Annotated in this window: 16 protein-coding genes; 7 read left to right on the top strand and 9 right to left on the bottom strand. The window is 61.8% G+C overall.

Annotated features, from left to right (window positions below):
- Positions 1 to 88 precede the first annotated feature (88 nt).
- Positions 89 to 1,078: a DHH family phosphoesterase gene (locus Q363_RS14170; RefSeq protein ID WP_035351227.1), complete on the top strand. Its 990-nt coding sequence runs from the start codon at positions 89 to 91 to the stop codon at positions 1,076 to 1,078.
- A 78-nt stretch (positions 1,079 to 1,156) separates the two neighbouring features.
- Entirely contained in the window at positions 1,157 to 1,315 is a 159-nt protein-coding gene (locus Q363_RS40500; RefSeq protein WP_157466869.1) for a hypothetical protein, read from the top strand.
- Between the two features lie 108 nt (positions 1,316 to 1,423).
- Here Q363_RS40500 and rseP read toward each other — a convergent pair whose 3' ends face one another.
- From rseP to Q363_RS14190, 4 genes are all read right to left on the bottom strand, one after another.
- Positions 1,424 to 2,770, bottom strand: coding sequence for an RIP metalloprotease RseP (gene rseP / locus Q363_RS14175; protein WP_035351229.1), 1,347 nt, complete (start codon positions 2,768 to 2,770; stop codon positions 1,424 to 1,426).
- A 36-nt stretch (positions 2,771 to 2,806) separates the two neighbouring features.
- A complete protein-coding gene (locus Q363_RS14180) occupies positions 2,807 to 3,994 on the bottom strand; it encodes a 1-deoxy-D-xylulose-5-phosphate reductoisomerase (RefSeq protein ID WP_035351231.1) in 1,188 nt (395 codons plus the stop codon).
- Positions 3,995 to 4,082: 88 nt separating this feature from the next.
- Positions 4,083 to 4,778, bottom strand: a complete 696-nt coding sequence (locus Q363_RS14185) for a hypothetical protein (RefSeq protein ID WP_157466871.1) — start codon at positions 4,776 to 4,778, stop codon at positions 4,083 to 4,085.
- A gap of 77 nt (positions 4,779 to 4,855) precedes the next feature.
- Positions 4,856 to 5,743 carry a phosphatidate cytidylyltransferase gene (locus Q363_RS14190; protein ID WP_342667413.1) on the bottom strand — a complete coding sequence of 296 codons (888 nt, stop codon included), beginning with the start codon at positions 5,741 to 5,743 and terminating at the stop codon, positions 4,856 to 4,858.
- 224 nt (positions 5,744 to 5,967) lie between these two features.
- Between Q363_RS14190 and Q363_RS14195 the strand changes: the two genes are divergently transcribed.
- A complete protein-coding gene (locus Q363_RS14195) occupies positions 5,968 to 6,423 on the top strand; it encodes a PadR family transcriptional regulator (RefSeq protein ID WP_245632226.1) in 456 nt (151 codons plus the stop codon).
- Between the two features lie 22 nt (positions 6,424 to 6,445).
- Here the strand turns inward: Q363_RS14195 and Q363_RS14200 are convergent, their stop codons facing one another.
- Both Q363_RS14200 and Q363_RS14205 read right to left on the bottom strand, forming a co-directional pair.
- A complete protein-coding gene (locus Q363_RS14200; RefSeq protein WP_035351237.1) occupies positions 6,446 to 6,847 on the bottom strand; it encodes a cupin domain-containing protein in 402 nt (133 codons plus the stop codon).
- A 38-nt stretch (positions 6,848 to 6,885) separates the two neighbouring features.
- Positions 6,886 to 7,803 carry an undecaprenyl pyrophosphate synthase gene (locus Q363_RS14205; protein WP_245632220.1) on the bottom strand — a complete coding sequence of 306 codons (918 nt, stop codon included), beginning with the start codon at positions 7,801 to 7,803 and terminating at the stop codon, positions 6,886 to 6,888.
- 157 nt (positions 7,804 to 7,960) lie between these two features.
- Here Q363_RS14205 and Q363_RS14210 point away from each other — a divergent pair, with 157 nt between their 5' ends.
- Positions 7,961 to 10,780 (top strand): M16 family metallopeptidase, encoded by a 2,820-nt coding sequence (locus Q363_RS14210; RefSeq protein ID WP_245632221.1) that lies wholly within the window; start codon positions 7,961 to 7,963, stop codon positions 10,778 to 10,780.
- A 186-nt stretch (positions 10,781 to 10,966) separates the two neighbouring features.
- Here Q363_RS14210 and Q363_RS14215 read toward each other — a convergent pair whose 3' ends face one another.
- Positions 10,967 to 11,500 (bottom strand): helix-turn-helix domain-containing protein, encoded by a 534-nt coding sequence (locus Q363_RS14215; RefSeq protein WP_035351242.1) that lies wholly within the window; start codon positions 11,498 to 11,500, stop codon positions 10,967 to 10,969.
- Positions 11,501 to 11,724: 224 nt separating this feature from the next.
- Here Q363_RS14215 and Q363_RS14220 point away from each other — a divergent pair, with 224 nt between their 5' ends.
- A complete protein-coding gene (locus Q363_RS14220; protein WP_035351245.1) occupies positions 11,725 to 12,348 on the top strand; it encodes an HD domain-containing protein in 624 nt (207 codons plus the stop codon).
- Here the strand turns inward: Q363_RS14220 and pncA are convergent.
- Both pncA and Q363_RS14235 read right to left on the bottom strand, forming a co-directional pair.
- The gene (pncA, locus tag Q363_RS14225; RefSeq protein WP_035351247.1) at positions 12,329 to 12,967 is read right to left on the bottom strand and encodes a bifunctional nicotinamidase/pyrazinamidase; all 639 of its coding nucleotides are present in this window, start codon (positions 12,965 to 12,967) and stop codon (positions 12,329 to 12,331) included. The two genes, Q363_RS14220 and pncA, sit on opposite strands and share 20 nt — an antisense overlap.
- A 395-nt stretch (positions 12,968 to 13,362) precedes the next feature.
- On the bottom strand, positions 13,363 to 13,839 hold the full coding sequence (locus Q363_RS14235; RefSeq protein ID WP_051978765.1) for a hypothetical protein: 477 nt from the start codon (positions 13,837 to 13,839) through the stop codon (positions 13,363 to 13,365).
- A gap of 108 nt (positions 13,840 to 13,947) precedes the next feature.
- Between Q363_RS14235 and Q363_RS14240 the strand changes: the two genes are divergently transcribed.
- Entirely contained in the window at positions 13,948 to 15,660 is a 1,713-nt protein-coding gene (locus Q363_RS14240) for an acyl-CoA carboxylase subunit beta (RefSeq protein WP_035351251.1), read from the top strand.
- Between the two features lie 314 nt (positions 15,661 to 15,974).
- Positions 15,975 to 16,844: a hydroxymethylglutaryl-CoA lyase gene (locus Q363_RS14250; RefSeq protein WP_035351254.1), complete on the top strand. Its 870-nt coding sequence runs from the start codon at positions 15,975 to 15,977 to the stop codon at positions 16,842 to 16,844.
- The last annotated feature ends 20 nt before the right edge of the window (positions 16,845 to 16,864 follow it).

Consider the following 16,864-nt stretch of genomic DNA (forward strand, 5'->3'; position numbering starts at 1 on the left):
GGCTCTGGTTTGGCGATGGGGCGGGGTGCGGATATGCTAAAGGCTTCGGGCGCGGCAGGTGAGGCGTTCGCTGACGGGGGCTTACGGCTTGGATTTGCGGGTTCTGTATCACGACAAGTGCTTCGATGGGGCGTGCTCGGCCTCGGTGTTTACGCGGTTTCATCGCGAGTGCGTGGGGACGGCGTCGAGCTACTCGTACCAGGGTTTGGTGCACAGGGCTGGGGCGCTGTTTGATGAGGGCGACTTTGGCAATGGAGAGAATGCAATCGTCGACTTCAAGTACTCGCCGTCGGAGAAGGTGACGTGGTGGTTCGATCATCACCTGAGCGCGTTTCTGACTCCGGAGGACCAGGCCGACTACGAGCGTGGGCAGGCGGATGGTTCGGAGACGATGCGGAAGTTTTATGACCCGAAGTATGTCTCGTGCACGAGCCTGATTGCGCATGTGGGGGCGACGAAGTTCGGGTTCGACGTGAAGCCGCTGGCGGAGCTGATCAAGTGGGCCGATATCGTCGACGGCGCGAAGTACGAGAGCGCGAAGGCGGCGGTGGAGATGGCCGCTCCGGCGATGAAGCTGACGGCGGTGATCGAGAGCGCGCAGGATGGAGAGCTGGGAAGGCGGCTGATTCCGCTGTTGACGGAGATGCCGCTGGAACAGGTGCTGGATCAGCCGTTTGTGCAGAATCTGTTGGGGCCGCTGATGGAGCGGCACTGGAAGGGGCTGGAGCTGATTCGCTCGCGGGCGACGGTGGAGCGCGGCGTGATCACGTTTGACATCACGGACCAGCCGACGGAGGGCTACAACAAGTTCATCCCCTATTATTTGTTCCCCGGGGGGACGTACAATGTCGGGTTGAGTAAGTCGAGCTTCCGGACGAAGGTGGCGGTGGGGACGAATCCCTGGACGCCGCTTCCGGCAGAGAAGCTCGCGAACCTGGCGGTGATCTGCGAGCGCTACGGCGGCGGAGGTCATGCTAGGGTGGGCGCGATCAGCTTTCCTCCGGACCGGGAGGATCAGGCCCGGAGCGCGGCGAAGGAGATCATCGCAGAGCTGCGTGCGCGAGAGACGGCCGGCTGAGCCGGAAGTGGTTCGAGAGCAACCTTCGAGAGCAACCATTGTCCGGCGGCAGGGCCTCAGAGATACGAGGAGGCAGCGATGAGTCCTGTTCTGTTGGGTGGTGTCATCGTCATTCTCCTTCTGATCATTGCCGTGGTCACGATGGGAATGACCAGATGGGGACGCTCGGAGCTGGACCAGCCAGTGGAAGGAGAGCCTCGGGATAAGGGACGCGTGAGCGGCGGCGAGGATGATTAGCGAGTCAGCGAGTCAGCGAGTCGATGGAAATCGCTTACGGTAAAGGTTTGCTTTCGCTGACCGGTCTTTCAGCTGACTCGCTGACCGCTTTTTAACTGACTCGCTGCCTTACGGTTTGAGGCGGCCGAAGAGGTTGAGCTTGCTGATGTCGTTGAAGATGACCATGACTGCAAAGACCAGGATGCAGACGAAGGCGACCTGGTAGACGCGCTCTTTGAGCTGCTGGTTTAGGTCGCGCCGAAGCACGGACTCGACCAGCAGGAAGAGGATCATGCCGCCGTCGAGGATGGGGATGGGCAGCAGGTTGAAGATGGCGAGGTTGATGGAGATGTTCGCCATCAGGCCGATGATGGGCATCCACCCGGGCATGGACGCGGCCATGTGGATCTGCTGGCCGATTCCGATAGGGCCGGAGAGCGAGCGCACGGAGACCTGGCGGGTGAACATCCGCTTGAGGACCTCGACGATGAGCAGCGAGCTCTTCTTGTTGAAGTCCCAGGAGGCGGCGACGGCTTTGGTGAAGGGAAGACGCTCGACCTTGACCGGAGGCTGTACGGGGCGGAAGCCGATGCGGTAGTCCTTGGTTCCGTCGCCGACCTCGGCGAGCTGCGGGGTGAGCTGGACGGGGATTGTCTGGCTGTCGCGAAGAATCTCGAGGGAGGCAGGCTTGCCGGCCTGGTCCTGAAGGTAGGCAAGGAGCGCCGGAACGGAGTGAAGCTGGAGGCCGTCGATGGAGGCGATCTGGTCGTGCGGCTGGAGGCCGGCGCGCATGGCTGGCATGTTGGGCTCAAGCGAGTCGACCTGGACGGGCACGTCCTGCATCTTGGGGATGAGGCCGAGCCTGTCGAGCGAGAAGTTGTCGGCGCCACCTTTTGACTCGATGAAGAGTTTGGTGTCGACGCGTTGGCCGTCGTGCAGGTAGGCGAAGGGGACGGTCTGATTGATGTTGAGCAGCGAGCGGATGGCGACCTGATCCCAGGTGGGATTCTCGATGGTGTCGTAGTGAACGATGAGGTCGCCGGAGTGGATTCCGGTGCGAGTGGCCGACGTGTTGAGCGGGATGTAATCGGTCCGGGCCGGGCCAGAGATGTATTCCTGCACCTCGTTGTGCAGCATGTAGGCGCCGGTCATCAGGCCGAGGGCGAGGATGAAATTGGCGAAGGGGCCGGCGAGGGCGACGAGGATGCGCTGCCAGCGCGGGTGCGCATTGAAGTCACCGGGGTCGGTGGGGGCTTCGCCGGGGTTGTCGCCCGACATCTTGACGTAGCCGCCGAGTGGCAGCAGGGAGACGCGGTAGTCGGTCTCGCCGCGACGGAAGCCGAAGAGCCGCTTTCCGAAGCCGATAGAGAAGACTTCGACGCGGATGCCGCAGAGCTTGGCTACGGCGAAGTGGCCGAACTCGTGTACGAGAACCATGATCCCGAGCACGATGCCAAGTTGAAGGATGGTAGACATGGAAGGGAAAAACCTCGCTCGGAGAAACTGTGCGGCTTATCGGAGAACGCCGGAGAAATGGTGGGCGATTACATCACGGGCACACGCTCGCGCCGCAAGATCAGCTTCGAGCACTTCCTGGATAGACGAAGGGTGACGGGCTGAGGTTTGCTGTAGCACTAACTCTATTGTACGCGGGATGCCAAGGAACGGGATACGGCCTTCGAGGAAGGCGGCGACGGCGATCTCGTCGGCGGCGTTGAGGGCGATGCAGGCCTCGCCGCCGGTGGCGGCGGCCTCGTAGGCGAGGCGCAGGCAGGGGAAGCGGGCGAGGTCGGGGACGGAGAAGTCCAACTGACTCAACGCGGCGAGATCGAAGTGGAGGGAGGCTGTGGTGGCGTCGACGCGCTCGGGGTAGGCGAGGGCGTAGAGGATGGGCAGGCGCATGTCGGTGACGGAGATCTGCGCGAGGATGCTGCCGTCGATGAACTCGACCAGGGAGTGGACGGTAGACTGCGGATGGATGGTGACGCGGACCTGTTCGGGGGGCAAGGAGAAGAGGCGGCAGGCTTCGATGACCTCGAAGCCCTTGTTCATCATGGTGGCCGAGTCGATGGTGATGCGCTGGCCCATGACCCAGGTTGGGTGCTTGAGGGCCTGCGCGGGGGTGATCTCCTCGAAGTCGGCGAGCGGCGTGTTGCGGAAGGGGCCGCCGGAGGCGGTGAGCCAGATCTGGTGGACCTCGGCGGGGGTTCCGCCGCGCATGCACTGGTGGACGGCGTTATGCTCGGAGTCGATGGGGAGCAGGGCGACGTTGTGCTCGCGGGCGGCGGCGATGATGAGTTCGCCGGCGGCGACGAGGCACTCTTTGTTGGCGAGGCCGATGGTCTTGCCGGTTTTGACTGCGGCGTAGGTGGCCTCGAGACCGGCGACTCCGACGATAGCGGAGACGACGAAGTCGACCTCGGGCAGCGTGGCGACACGGACGGTTCCGGCCGCGCCGTGGACGACCTCGACTCCGGTGATGCCTGCGGCTTTGAACTGCGATTGGAGCTGAGAGGCCAGCTCCTCTGTCGCGATGGAGATGACCTGTGGGCGCCAGCGGAGGCACTGGGCGAAGGCAACGTCGACGTTGAGACCTGCGGCGAGGGCGATGGGCTGGTAGCGGTCGGGGAAGGATTCGCAGATGGAGAGGGTGGAGGTGCCGATGGAGCCAGTGGAACCGAGAATGGCGAGTTTTTTCACGAATGTTATTTTCGCAGATTGGAGGTTTCCGGAGGGTGACGTTCGGAGAGGTCCGTTCCGGAATTGGATTTCGCGTGCAGCAAAGTTTTTACTCTTCGGGCCGCAGTTCGATGGATCCAACTCCTACGTTGGCGGTGATCTTTCCATCTCCCTTGCCTCGCAGGGCCTGCTTTGTTGCTATCCCGAGGTGGGTTGAGGTTCCGCTCTGCCTGTGGTCATGAACGTTGCCGATGCCGACATTGGTTTGCAGCTCGGAGTACTCGTCTCCTCGCAGGTAGAGCGTCACATGCCCGACTCCTACATGAATCTGGCGGTCGCCGGGAATCGCATCGCCACGGATGCCCAGGTTTCCCGTGTCAAGCATGATGTCACTTTGTAACGGCGCGTTCGACGGAATACGCAATGTGATGGAAGGGGATAAGTCTTTTGGATATGCCAGGTAGACGATTGTCTTGTTGTCGTCAGACTCGATCTGCCTTATGTAGACGGTTATAGATGAACCGGGAGCCTTGCGAAGCGATATGTTCAGGTGAAGATGCTGGTCCTGAGAGGGGAAAATGTGAACCTCCCCGGCGCAGATTTTGATCTCCAGAGGCCCCTTTGTGTGGAAGTCCCGTTCGAGCTGCAGGTGCTGCGGGTCCTTCTGGTCAGCCGCGATTGGGCGATATGAGGTGATGGGCGGCTGCGCCGTACACGTATTCTGAGTCTCCTGTGCCTGAGCCGCAGGTGGATGGGAGGAACTGAAGGCGAACAGAATCAAAAGCGCCAGGAATCGACAGGGCAATCCTGACTTTACGCGAAAGAGAGCCGGCAGCGTCATAAAGAGCCATTACGCGAAAGAGACGCTTCGGGTTCCGTGGGCTAGAAACGTCCGAGGCCGAAGGTGTCCTTGAGGAGCAGGGCGAACCAGAGAACGGGAGCCGCGACGAGGAGGGCGTCGATGCGGTCGAGGATGCCGCCGTGCCCGGGGAGCATGGTGCCTGAGTCCTTGACGCCGGCTCCGCGCTTGACGGCGGATTCAAGGAGGTCGCCGAGCTGAGCGGCGATGTTGAGGATGGCTGCGAGGGTGAGGGTCTGCCAGATGGGTTCGGTGATGTGCAGGACCATGTTGCCGCGAGCGGTGAGCAGGTCGCCGATCCAGATGACGAGTCCGGCGGCGGCGAGGCTTCCGAAGATGGAGGCGACGGTGCCCTCCCAGGTCTTGCCGGGGCTGAGGCGGGGAGCGAGCTTGCGTTTGCCGAAGGCGCGGCCGATGTAGAGCGCGGCGATGTCGCCGGCCCAGACGCAGACCATCAGGAAGAGGACGAGCGCGGGCCCGTCCTCCTGCTTCCAGAGCAGGGGGATGAGAGTGAGGGGATAGGCGATCCAGATGAGGCCAAAGAGTCCCTGGGCGGTGTCAGGGAGGACCTGGATGAGCGGGGCGCGGAAGCCGTTCCAGGCGAAGAGGATGAGGGTGAGGGCGCTGAGGACGGGAAGCTGGGCCTCAACGGGGAAGCCGTTGACGGTGACGACGAAGGCGAGCGCAGTGGCGATGGCCATCCACCAGACGGGGATGCGCAGATGCGCACCGTTCGCCTCGGCGCCTACGGCGGCCAGCTTGAGGTATTCGTAGGCTGCCAGCTCGGCGACGAGAGCTGCGGCGAGGGTGATCATCCAGAGCTGACCGAAGAAGAGAAGGGCAAAGACGACAAGAATGAGGACGGTGGCGGTAAGGATTCGCTTCATGGAGACCCAGACAAGTATATCCACGAGTAAAAGCAATATCTTGAATCACTCTTGACATATAAAGATATATCTTGATACTGTTTTCCGGCATGAGGTACCCATATCAGTACGAATACTTCAGAGGTTTCCGCGGCGGTGAAGGCTGCCGGGGAGAGAGACAGGAACATAAACAGTGCGGCGCCGGCCACGTAGGATTTGGCGAAGGGCGGTGCAGCTTCAGGGGACGCTGGGGAGGCGGTCCGGTGCGCATGTTTGGCGCGGGCGACCTTCGTTACGTGATCCTGCAACTGATCTCAGAGAAGGCGAGCCACGGCTACGAGATCATCAAGTCGATTCAGGAGCGGCTGGGAGGGACGTACGCTCCGAGCCCGGGGATCGTGTACCCGATGCTGACGATGCTGGAGGAGATGGGTTGGGCAAGCGCGGTCACGGAGGGGACGCGGAAGCTGTACAGCATCACGGAGGAGGGAGCGAAGGCGCTGGCGGAGAACAAGGCGATCGTGGACGCTCTGTTTGCGCGGATGGACAGCGTGCGCGCGGAGTATGCGAATCAGCGTCCGCAGCAGATCGAGCGGGCCGTCGAGAACCTGCGCATGGCGCTACGAATGAAGATGGGGATGAAGATGGGGTCGCTGACCACGGAGCAGATTCACGCGATCACCGACATCATCGACGCCGCGGCGAAGCAGATCGAGAGAGTGTGACCCGACCGGGGACGATGCCCGCTTAGCTTCCCGTTGGCTTGATCGTGTCGGTCTCGACCATCAGCATGACGGTGCGTTGCGGTGCGCGGGGACGATGGAGGACGTCCTTCGGGATGACGACTCCCTGGCGTGGATTGAGGGTGATGGTGCGAGGGTTTTCCTCTGTGGTGGAGGGATCGGTGGGATCGATGAGATCGATGTGGAGGCAGCCTTCGACTACGTAGAAGAACTCGTCTTCGCGCGAGTGTTTGTGCCAGTGGTAATCGCCGTGTACGACACCGAGGCGAACCACGGAGTCATTCACGTGGCAGATGGTTTCGTTGTACCAGGGCGTCGCAGCATCTGCCGTGAGCTTTTCTTCAATCAGTTCGAGGGGCTTGTATTTGGCTTCGAGGATTGTCTGGTAGGGATACTCGACGGGCATGACGACTCCCTTCTGCTACTGCGTGCAGAGATTAGAGGTTATCGGCGGGTGAGCTCGCGGGGCGGTAGGAGCTCAGTGGCGATCTCGGTCTCGAGCTCGGAGACGGGCTGGAGGGTGTCGATCTTCTCGTCGGAGTTCTCGGTAAGGCCGCCGAAGCGGCGCTCGCGGCGCTGGTAGTCGGCGATGGCTTCGAGCAGATGGATGCCGCGGAAGTCGGGCCAGAGGCGGTCGGTGATGAAGATCTCCGAGTAGGCGATCTGCCAGAGCAGGAAGTTCGAGATGCGCTGCTCGCCCGAGGTGCGGATGATGAGGTCGGGGTCGGGCATGTGCGCGGTGTAGAGGGCGCGCGCGATGGTCGATTCGTCGAGCGAGTCGAGAGCGCCGGCGCCGAGGAGGTCCTCGACGGAGCAGCCGCGGGTGTGGGCCTCGGTGGTGAGGTCGGTGAGGATGCGACGGACGGCGTCGACGATCTCGGTGCGGGCGCCGTAGTTCAGCGCCAGAGTGAGGGTGGTTCCGGTGTTGTGGGCGGTGGACTCCATCGCCCACTGCATGGTGTCCTGAACCTCCTGGGGGAGGTCGTGGGTGCGGCCGATGTAGGCCATGCGGACGTTGTTGTCGTTCATCCGCTTGACGTTGCCGATGAGGTAGTTCTTGAGCAGCTTCATGAGGAAGCTGACCTCGGACTTGGGCCGCCGGAGGTTATTTTCAAGCGAAAACGCGTAGAGGGTGAGGAAGGGGAGCCCGATGCGAGAGGAGGTCTCGACGACGTACTGGACGCTCTCGGCGCCCTGCTGGTGCCCGAGGAAGCGCTTGAGGGCGCGTTTGCCCGCCCAACGGCCGTTGCCATCCATGATGATGGCGATGTGCTGGGGGATGCGGGATGGGTTGAGCTGCCGGTAGATGTTCTGCTCGTCAGCGGAGAGCTCATGTACGCGGCTGGGAGAGATTGGCGGCACAACTACCTCACAAAGCATGACGCTAGCACACCGGAGGGTGAGGTGCAATGAAAGCCGAAGGAGCGCGGATGCTGTCAGATTTTGTGAAGTCCGCAAAGGGGTTGGGGTATGCTTTTCTGCGATCCACAGATCCAGGGATTCGAAGAGGAGAAATTCATTGAAAATTTTGCGGAAACATCTATGCCTTCTTGCTGCCGTCGCTTCGATTACCGTTCAGGGGGCCGCTGCGCAGGGCGCGCACAAGCTGCCCGAGATCAAGTATGAGAAGTACACGCTGCCGAACGGGTTGACGGTGATCACCCATGAGGACCACCGGCTTCCTCTGGTCTCCGTTGACCTGTGGTACCACGTGGGACCGCTGAACGAGCGACCGGGACGCACCGGGTTTGCGCATCTCTTCGAGCACATGATGTTCGAGGGGTCGGAGCACGTCGGAGAGAAGGCGCATATCAAGTATGTGCAGTCGGCCGGAGCAACGGACGTGAACGGCACGACGAACTTCGACCGGACGAACTACTTCGAGACGATGCCGAGCAACCAGCTGGAGCTGGCGCTGTGGCTGGAGAGCGACCGGATGGGCTTCCTGATGGAGGGGCTGGACCGGGAGAAGCTGGCGAATCAGCGCGACGTGGTTCGCAACGAACGGCGCCAGGGCGAAGGCCAGCCTTACTACATCGCCGACGAGGCGGCGTACCACCTGCTCTTTCCGAAGGACCATCCCTACTACGCCCAGGTGATCGGCAGCCACGCGGATATCGAATCGGCGCGGATCGCCGACGTGCGCGACTTTCATCAGCAGTTCTACACGCCGAACAATGCGTCGATCGCGATCGCCGGTGACTTCGATGCGAAGAGGCTTCGCGAACTGCTGGCGAAGTACTTTGGGCCGATTCCGGCTGGCCCGAAGGTGGAGCCGGTCACGGTAAAGACGCTGCCGATCACCTCGCAGCGGCGCGCCACGGTGACGGACACGGTGAAGCTGCCGCAGCTGACGGTCGCGTGGCTGACGCCGGCGGCTTACACGCCGGAGTCCTACAGCGTGCGTGCGGCGCTGCACGCTCTGGGCGGAGCGAAGGCGAGCCGGCTGGACGAGACGCTCGTCTACAAGTCGCAGAAGGCGCAGAGTGTGAGCTGCTATGTGCAGGCGCAAAAGCTGACGGGCATCGTCGAGTGCACGGTGACGGCGAAGCCGGACGTGAAGCTGGAGGAGTTGGAGGCGACGTTCTGGAGCGAGGTGGAGAAGCTCAAAAAGGACGGCCCGACGGCCGAGGAGGTGGAGGCTTCCAAGGCGCTCGACCTGACGGGGAAGATCGGCGGGCTGCAGCGGCTGGGCGGGTTTGGCGGAGTTGCCGATACGCTGAACAACTACAACCAGTACACGGGCGATCCGGGATTTCTTCCGAAGGACATGGCGATGATCCAGGGTGTGACCGTGGCCAGCGCGACGGCTGCGGCGGTGAAGTACTTCGGCAAGGACTCGGCCGTCGTCGTGTATTGCGTACCGGGCAGGAAGGTGCTGGACGACGTTCCGCGCAGCCCCGCCAACACGGATGCCGAGGTGAAGATCTCGAATCCGTATACGGCGGAGTTTGAGGCTGCACAGGAGTGGCGTAAGACGAAGCCCGCAGCCGGGCCCGCTCCGGTGATGCACCTGCCTGTGCCTGCACGATTCAAGCTGGAGAACGGTCTCGACGTTCTGCTGGTCGAGAATCATGCCCTGCCGATTCTGACTGCCGAGCTGGTGTCGCGCGCCGGAAGTGAGAACAGCGAGCCGGGCAAGAGCGGGTTGGCCACGCTGACTACGGAGATCATGGACGACGGCACGGTTTCGCGCGATCTTTCGAAGCTGGCGAACGACCAGGAGAGGATCGGGACGCGAATCAATACGTCGGCGGGGATGGATTCGGCCATCCTCACGATGAGCATGCTCACCGCGCATGCTCCGCAGGGGCTGGACCTGCTGGCCGATGTGGCCGAACATCCGGCCTTTCGCGAGGAGGACGTTGACCGCCGACGGAAGCAGCGCCTGGTCCGTATCGCGCAGGAGACCGACAATGTGCAGATTATGGCGCAGCGCGTTGGACCGAAGCTCGTGTTCGGGGAGCAGCCGTATGGCCTGTCGAGCACGGGCACGAAGGAGAGTATTACCGGCCTGACGAAGGACGATATCGCTGGCTTTTATGCGAAGCACTACGGGCCGCAGGACTCGGCGTTGGTGTTGGTGGGCGACGTGACGCGTGCGGAGGCAGAGAAGCTGGCGCGGCAGTACTTCGGCAAGTGGACGGGAGATGCCGCGGCCAAGCCGACGATTCCGCCTGTTCCGGCGGCACAGCCGACGCATGTGGTGATCGTGGACAAGCCGGGCGCGCCGCAGACGGCGCTGTTTGCGTTTGCCCCGGGAGTTCCGGAGAGTACGCCGGACTCGCACATCCTCGACGTGTTGAACTACACGCTGGGAGGAAGCTTCGCGAGCAGGATCAACATGAACCTGCGCGAGGTTCATGGGTACACCTACGGAGCTCGGTCGGCCTTTGTGCGCTATCGGGATGGCGGCCAGTTCTTTGCCGGCGGCCTGGTGCGCACCGATGTGACCGCCCCTGCGGCCAAGGAGATGATGTCAGAGATCCGCGGCTTTGTGGGCAAGCCTTCGACGGCCGAAGAGCTGGCTGGCGCGAAGGAAGCCTCCATGCGTTCGTTGCCGGGCAGGTTTGAGACGGCAGCGGCGACGGCGAGCGCGATGGACGGCATCTTTTTGTACAACCGTCCGCTGGATTACTACGCCAAGCTTCCGGCGAAGTATGATTCGGTAACGGATGCGGATGTCGCTCGCGCGGCAAAGGAGTATCTGCATCCAGACCAGCTGATTGTGGTGACTGCCGGCGACCGCAGCAAGATTGAGCCGGGGTTGAAGGACGCTGGGCTTGGGCCGGTGGAGGTGCGCGACGTGAGTGGTGCGCTGGTCGGCGAAGAGAAGTAGCTCGACTATTCGAGAGGGAAGGGGTGCGGCCTCGTGCTGCGCCCTCTTCTTTTGGGCAGCTGAAGGCGGGGCTCCATCTGCTGTGTTGGCTTTCGTGTGAGGACGGAGGGTGCCGCACCGTCACGCCGTAAGGCGATCGGGTGCGGCACGGAGGTTTTGTTCAGCGGATCCAGACGTCCTGCGCTGCTAGGCCGTACGACGACGGCCAGCTGCGAGCTCGCGAACGTGGTTGAGGAAGATGGAGCGCTGCAGGGCGTCGAGCTGCGAGGTATAGGCGGCGATCTCGGCGAGGAAGGGGTCGGTCATCAAGACCGCGGTCTCATCGCGGTGTCGCGTGCTGGGGTCGCGGAGCAGGGTCGAGATATCGACCTGCAGCGCCTTTGCCAGGCGGTCGAGCGAGGAGAGCGTCGGCATGGCCTTGCCGTTCTCGATCTTCGAGATGTAGGTGCGGGGCACGTTCATGCGCGCCGCCAGCTGCCGCTGGGACAGGTTGCGTACGTGGCGAAGATCACGAACCGCCGTGGCGACCTGGAGGCCGTCGGAGGAGGTTGTGGTCGGGGGGACGATGGACAGCGGTGCCGGTGTCGGTTCGGGTTCTTCGACCTCTAGCGATTTGTGGCAGCGGCGGCACAGGGAATTTGCTGTGCGGAACTGCACCAAACTGCAGTGGTCGCAGCGTAGAACCTCACGCTGTTCGACGGGTGCCATCATGGTTGCCATAAGTTGTCTTGACGCGGACGGGCCCAGAGCAAGGACCGCATCACATGTCCGATAACGGATCACTGTGATGTGCCTAGAGTGGCACTAGGGTTACTTCTGAGTCAAGAGGAAAACCGCAAATTCTTAGTAGAATGCCGAAAAAACCGGGAAAGGAACCAAAGTAGTAACTTGATTGGAAGCAGGGAGTAGGGTTTAGGGAGTAGGGAAGAGAGGGCAGAGAGAAGATGGTTGATGGGTTTGGACGGGCTGCGGCGTTGGCGTTGTTGGAAGAGTGGACGGCGAGCGATTCGCTGCGCAAGCACGGGATGGCGGTGTCGATCTGCACGGAGGCGTACGGACGGCGTGAGGCCGAGCGGTTTGGCTTGAGCGGAGCCGAGGCCGAGGCGTTTGCAGAGCCGTATGCCTGCGCGGGTTTGCTGCACGACATGGACTATGAGCGGTATCCGTCGCTCGAGGAGCACCCGTTTATCGGGGTCGGACATCTGCGCGAGCTGGGCTGGCCGGAGCCAGTGCTGCACGCGATCCTGGCGCATGCGGACTACTCGGGCACGGCGAGGGAGTCGCACCTCGACAAGGCGCTGTTTGCCTGCGACGAGCTGGCAGGCTTTCTGACGGCATGTGCACTGGTGAAGCCGACGAAGTCGATTCACGACGTCGAGGTGGCGGGCGTGAAGAAGAAGATGAAGGACAAGGCGTTTGCGCGAGCGGTAAAGCGCGAGGACATCATTGGCGGGGCGGAGTTGTTGGGGATTCCGCTGGAGGAGCACCTGGGGAATTGTCTGAAGGCGATGCAGGAGTGGGCAGGGGAGTTGGGGCTGGATGGTGTCGTTATCCAGCAAGCAGACTAGAGGAAAGCACGTGCCGGACGGCCTTCTCTGCAAGCGCCATCTTTGTGTCCTCGAACGAGCCGGGTAGGCCGACCGCTCGCGTGGCATCCTCGATCACCGAGCATTCAAATCCTGCCACGGTGCCGTCGATGGCGGAATAGCGGACGCAGAAGTCGTACGCCAGTCCGCAGAGGAACAGGCGCTTCAGGCCGCGTTCGCGGAGATAGCTGGCGAGGCCGGTCGGAGTCGTGTGGTCGTCTTCGAGGAAGGCGGAGTAGCTGTCGATCTCGCGGCGGAAGCCTTTGCGCAGGATGAGGGCTGCGTGAGGGATGTGGATGCCGGGCTGGAAGTCCGCTCCCGGCGTGCCCTGGACGCAGTGATCGGGCCAGAGGGTCTGGGTGCCGTAGGCGACTTCGATGGTCGCGAAGGGCTGCGTGCCGGGGTGCGAGGAGGCGAAGGAGATGTGGCCGCGCGGGTGCCAGTCCTGGGTGAGGATGACGTGCTCGAAGCGCTGCGCGAGCCGGTTGACGAGCGGGACGATCTGGTCGCCCTCCGGGACGGCGAGCGCGCCGCCGGGGCAGAAGTCGTTCTGGAGGTCGATGACGAGGAGGGCGTCGGTGGGGGCAGGATTGATGGTCATGATTTGAAGAGCTTGTCGAGATAGATCAAGCCCGCAACCAACGCAGCTGCCAGAGTCCAGGTGATAATGCGAAACCACCATGGCCCTTGAAAATCTGATCCGGTATTGCGCGAGGGATTTCGAGGGTCGTAAGAGATCTCGAAACGATGGCCTTGGCTTACGGGCGTGCCTCTTCTCATCTTTCCCGAATATTTTGTCTTATCGACCTGATATTCGAAGGTAGCCACATATTCGGAAGTAGGCAGATCACCTGTGTAGGACTCTCTCCCGCTGGAAATGAAAGAGCTGAAGGAACGTCTGCAGGAAGTGATCGTTGCGTGTGTCACCTTCCAATCGTCTGGGTTCATTATTTTAATGTGTGAAGCGCGGGATGACAGTTGGAATCTGCATCGAACTCATTTCTTGGTGGGGTCGGTCGTGTTCTGAATAGTAATTATTCTAATTTCACTTTGTTTGCAGGCAGAATCCCTGCAGATGCCGGCGAGCCAGACCTCGCCTGAGCCGAACATGGCTCCCTGGTAGTTGACGAAGAGCTGCTCGTACTTTTGATCTTTGACCACCTTGGCGATGTGCGGCGTGATGATCTTGTCGTAGCTGGCGGCGAAGGCCTCTGGGGTGCGGACGCGCATGGCTTTGTTGGTGTGAGGATTGATTGTGATGGGGTAGCTGACCATCGCGGCGATGGCGGCAGCATCGTGCCGGGCGACGGCCTGCTGGAGATGAGTAAACGCCTCGTGGAACTTCACCGGGTCGCCGAGGTTGGTCTCGATGGCCTTGTCGACGTCTGCCCGGCTCTGTGCGAGCGCAGCGGTTGCAAGGAGGAGTGCGAGGACGGGTGCGGCCAGCCTGCCGAGACGCGGGTGAATCCTCATTCTTCCTCCACGGATAGGGTACACGGTCGACTTTTGCAGCCTTCGAAATATGCTGAAGCGCGGGGTGCGACTAAGATGCTATGCTGACGGGTCTTTGTGGATGGTGCGATGGTAGAGGATGTGAAATCGGAAGCGAGTCTGGAGTCTAAGCTGGATGTGAAAGCGGCGCGGTTCGCGGCGAACCGTGCGGCGTTGATGGCTCTGCTCGGCGAGATGCGCGAGCAGGAGGCGGCGATCCGGCAGGGCGGAGGCGCGAAGGCCGCAGAGGCGCAGCGGGCGAAGGGTCGTCTGACGGCGCGCGAGCGGCTGGCGCTGTTGCTGGACGAAGGCACCGATCTGATGGAGCTGGGGCTTTGGGCCGCGCACGGGATGTATGAGGAGTTCGGCGGCGCTCCGGGGGCCGGGGTGGTGACCGGGCTGGGTCGCGTGAGTGGGCGCCTGTGCATGATCGTCGCGAACGACGCGACCGTGAAGGCCGGGGCGTTCTTCCCGATGACGGCAAAGAAAGTGCTGCGCGCGCAGACGATTGCGCTGGAGAATCGCATCCCGACGCTCTACCTCGTCGACTCGGCCGGTGTCTTTCTGCCGTTGCAGGAGGATGTGTTTCCTGACCAGGATGACTTTGGCCGCGTCTTCCGCAACAACGCCGTGATGAGCTCGCTTGGCGTACCGCAGATTACGGCGATCATGGGGATGTGCGTCGCCGGTGGGGCGTATCTGCCGGTGATGACCGATACCGTGCTGATGACCGAGGGGTCGGGGCTGTTTCTTGCGGGACCTTCGCTGGTGCAGGCGGCGATCGGGCAGAAGACCGGTGCCGAGGAGCTGGGCGGCGCGACGATGCACTCGGAGATCTCGGGGACCGTTGACTTCAAGGAGCCGAACGACCATCTCTGCATCGCGCGGCTGCGGTCGCTGGTGAGCAAGATTGGCGAGCGCCCGGGGGCGCCGTTCAGCGTGGTGCCGTACAACGCTGCGAAGGATGGGCCGAGGTATGCGGCGGAGGATTTGTATGGGCTCATCGATCCCGATCCGGCGAAGGCGCCGACCAACGTCTACGACATGCATGAGGTGATCGCGCGTATTGTGGATCGCTCGGAGTTTGACGAGTACAAGGCGGACTTTGGCCGCACGGTGCTGTGCGGGTATGCGCGCATCGGCGGGCGCGCCGTGGGGATCGTCGCTAACCAGAAGGTGCACCAGCAGCAGATCGCGCTCGACGGCAGCCGGCGCACGGAGTTCGGCGGGGTCATCTATACGGAGAGCGCGCAGAAGGCGGCGCGGTTCATCATGGACTGCAATCAGAACCTTGTGCCCCTGATCTTTCTGCACGACGTGAACGGCTTTATGGTGGGGAAGGACGCGGAGTGGAGTGGCATTATCCGCGCCGGGGCAAAGATGGTCTCGGCGGTGAGCACGAGCGTGGTGCCGAAGATTACGGTCATTATCGGCGGAACCTTTGGGGCAGGGCATTACGCGATGTGCGGCAAGGCGTACGATCCGCGCTTCATCTTTGCGTGGCCCACGGCGAGGTATGCGGTGATGAGCGGGGCTTCGGCGGCGAACACGCTGGTCGAGGTGCGGGTGAAGCAGATGGAGCGCGGCGGCAAGCATCTCTCGGACCCAGAGAAGAAGGCGATTTACGAGGAGATCAAGGCGACATATGATTCGCAGGCAGATCCCCGGTACGGCGCAGCAAGGATGTGGCTGGATGGAATCATTGATCCGGCGAAGACGCGCGAGGTGCTGATGACGGCGCTCGAAGCGTGTGCGCTGAATCCGGATGTGGCGAAGTTCAATCCGGGGGTTTTGCAGACGTGATCTGGAAACGAACAATCGTGCTTTTTTTTCTTGCAATCGCAGCCAGCCTACTTTTGGCTATCCAGATTTACGAATCTCGTCCCTGCCGGTCGTTGCACAAGAGTGAAATTCGTAGCAGCATACACAATGTTTCGTTTCAAGAGGCACAGGTTGGCTTTGACCCGTGTTATATCGATTCAGAGCCTGGTGTCTGGCCAAAGGTGCTCGTGCTTAGTTCGTTTCTTCTCTGGGTTGCATTCTTTGCTTCATTTGTACAGGATGTGTTTTTGTATGTGAGGGGGCGTCGCAGAGGCATGATTACTGGGGAGTTTTAAGTGGATGAAGTAAAGATTATTGAATGCCCGCGCGATGCCTGGCAGGGGCTGCCGGTTCACATTCCTGCTGAGGTCAAGGCGGACTATTTGCGTCTACTGATTGCGGCGGGGTTCAGGCACATCGACGCGGTAAGTTTTGTGTCGGCGGCTGCGGTGCCGCAGATGGCGGACTCGGAGAAGGTGCTGGAGTATCTCGACCCACCGGATGACACGGAGATTATCGGCATCGTTGTGAATCCCAAGGGGGCGGAGCGCGCGATCAAGACTGAGGCTGTGCAGACGCTTGGCTTCCCTTACTCGATCTCGCCGGGATTTCTGCAGCGCAACCAGAACCAGACGCCGGAGGAGTCGCTTGAGGCGCTTGAGCGTGTGGGCGAGATGGCCTATAAGGCGGGGCTGGATGTGGTGGCGTATATCTCGATGGCCTTTGGGAATCCGTATGGCGATGCCTGGTCGATCGACGAGATTGTCGATGCCTGTGATCTGCTGGTGGACTCCGGGGTGAAGCAGATCTCGCTTGCCGATACGGTGGGTGCCGCAACGCCGAAGCTGATTGCCGATGTGGTGAGCGATGTGATGGCGGTGCACGACAGTATTGAGATTGGTGTGCATCTGCACGCGCGTTACGACCATGCTCGCGAGTTGGTGCGTGCGGCTTACAACGCGGGCTGCCGCCGATTCGATGCTGCGATGGGCGGTCTCGGCGGCTGCCCGTTTGCGCAGGATGTGCTGGTGGGCAACCTTCCCACCGAGATGGTGTTGGAAGAGTTACGTGCGCTTGGCGCGGAGCTTCCGCCGCTCAGTCCGCTGGACAGCGTGCAGGCTGCGAGCGCGGAGATTGCGCGCAAGTACGGTGCGAAGGTGCAATGACTGAGCGAGTCAGCGAGTCA

It is taken from the genome of Edaphobacter aggregans DSM 19364, from assembly GCF_000745965.1.
Lineage (GTDB): Bacteria > Acidobacteriota > Terriglobia > Terriglobales > Acidobacteriaceae > Edaphobacter > Edaphobacter aggregans.

Bases quoted from the DNA above. Each gene is read 5' to 3' on its own strand.
- Q363_RS14235 (WP_051978765.1), bottom strand. From the start codon at position 13,839: ATGAGGATTCACCCGCGTCTCGGCAGGCTGGCCGCACCCGTCCTCGCA.
- pncA (WP_035351247.1), bottom strand. From the start codon at position 12,967: ATGACCATCAATCCTGCCCCCACCGACGCCCTCCTCGTCATCGACCTC.
- Q363_RS14215 (WP_035351242.1), bottom strand. From the start codon at position 11,500: ATGGCAACCATGATGGCACCCGTCGAACAGCGTGAGGTTCTACGCTGC.
- Q363_RS14220 (WP_035351245.1), top strand. From the start codon at position 11,725: ATGGTTGATGGGTTTGGACGGGCTGCGGCGTTGGCGTTGTTGGAAGAG.
- rseP (WP_035351229.1), bottom strand. From the start codon at position 2,770: ATGTCTACCATCCTTCAACTTGGCATCGTGCTCGGGATCATGGTTCTC.
- Q363_RS14240 (WP_035351251.1), top strand. From the start codon at position 13,948: ATGGTAGAGGATGTGAAATCGGAAGCGAGTCTGGAGTCTAAGCTGGAT.
- Q363_RS14195 (WP_245632226.1), top strand. From the start codon at position 5,968: ATGTTTGGCGCGGGCGACCTTCGTTACGTGATCCTGCAACTGATCTCA.
- Q363_RS40500 (WP_157466869.1), top strand. From the start codon at position 1,157: ATGAGTCCTGTTCTGTTGGGTGGTGTCATCGTCATTCTCCTTCTGATC.
- Q363_RS14200 (WP_035351237.1), bottom strand. From the start codon at position 6,847: ATGCCCGTCGAGTATCCCTACCAGACAATCCTCGAAGCCAAATACAAG.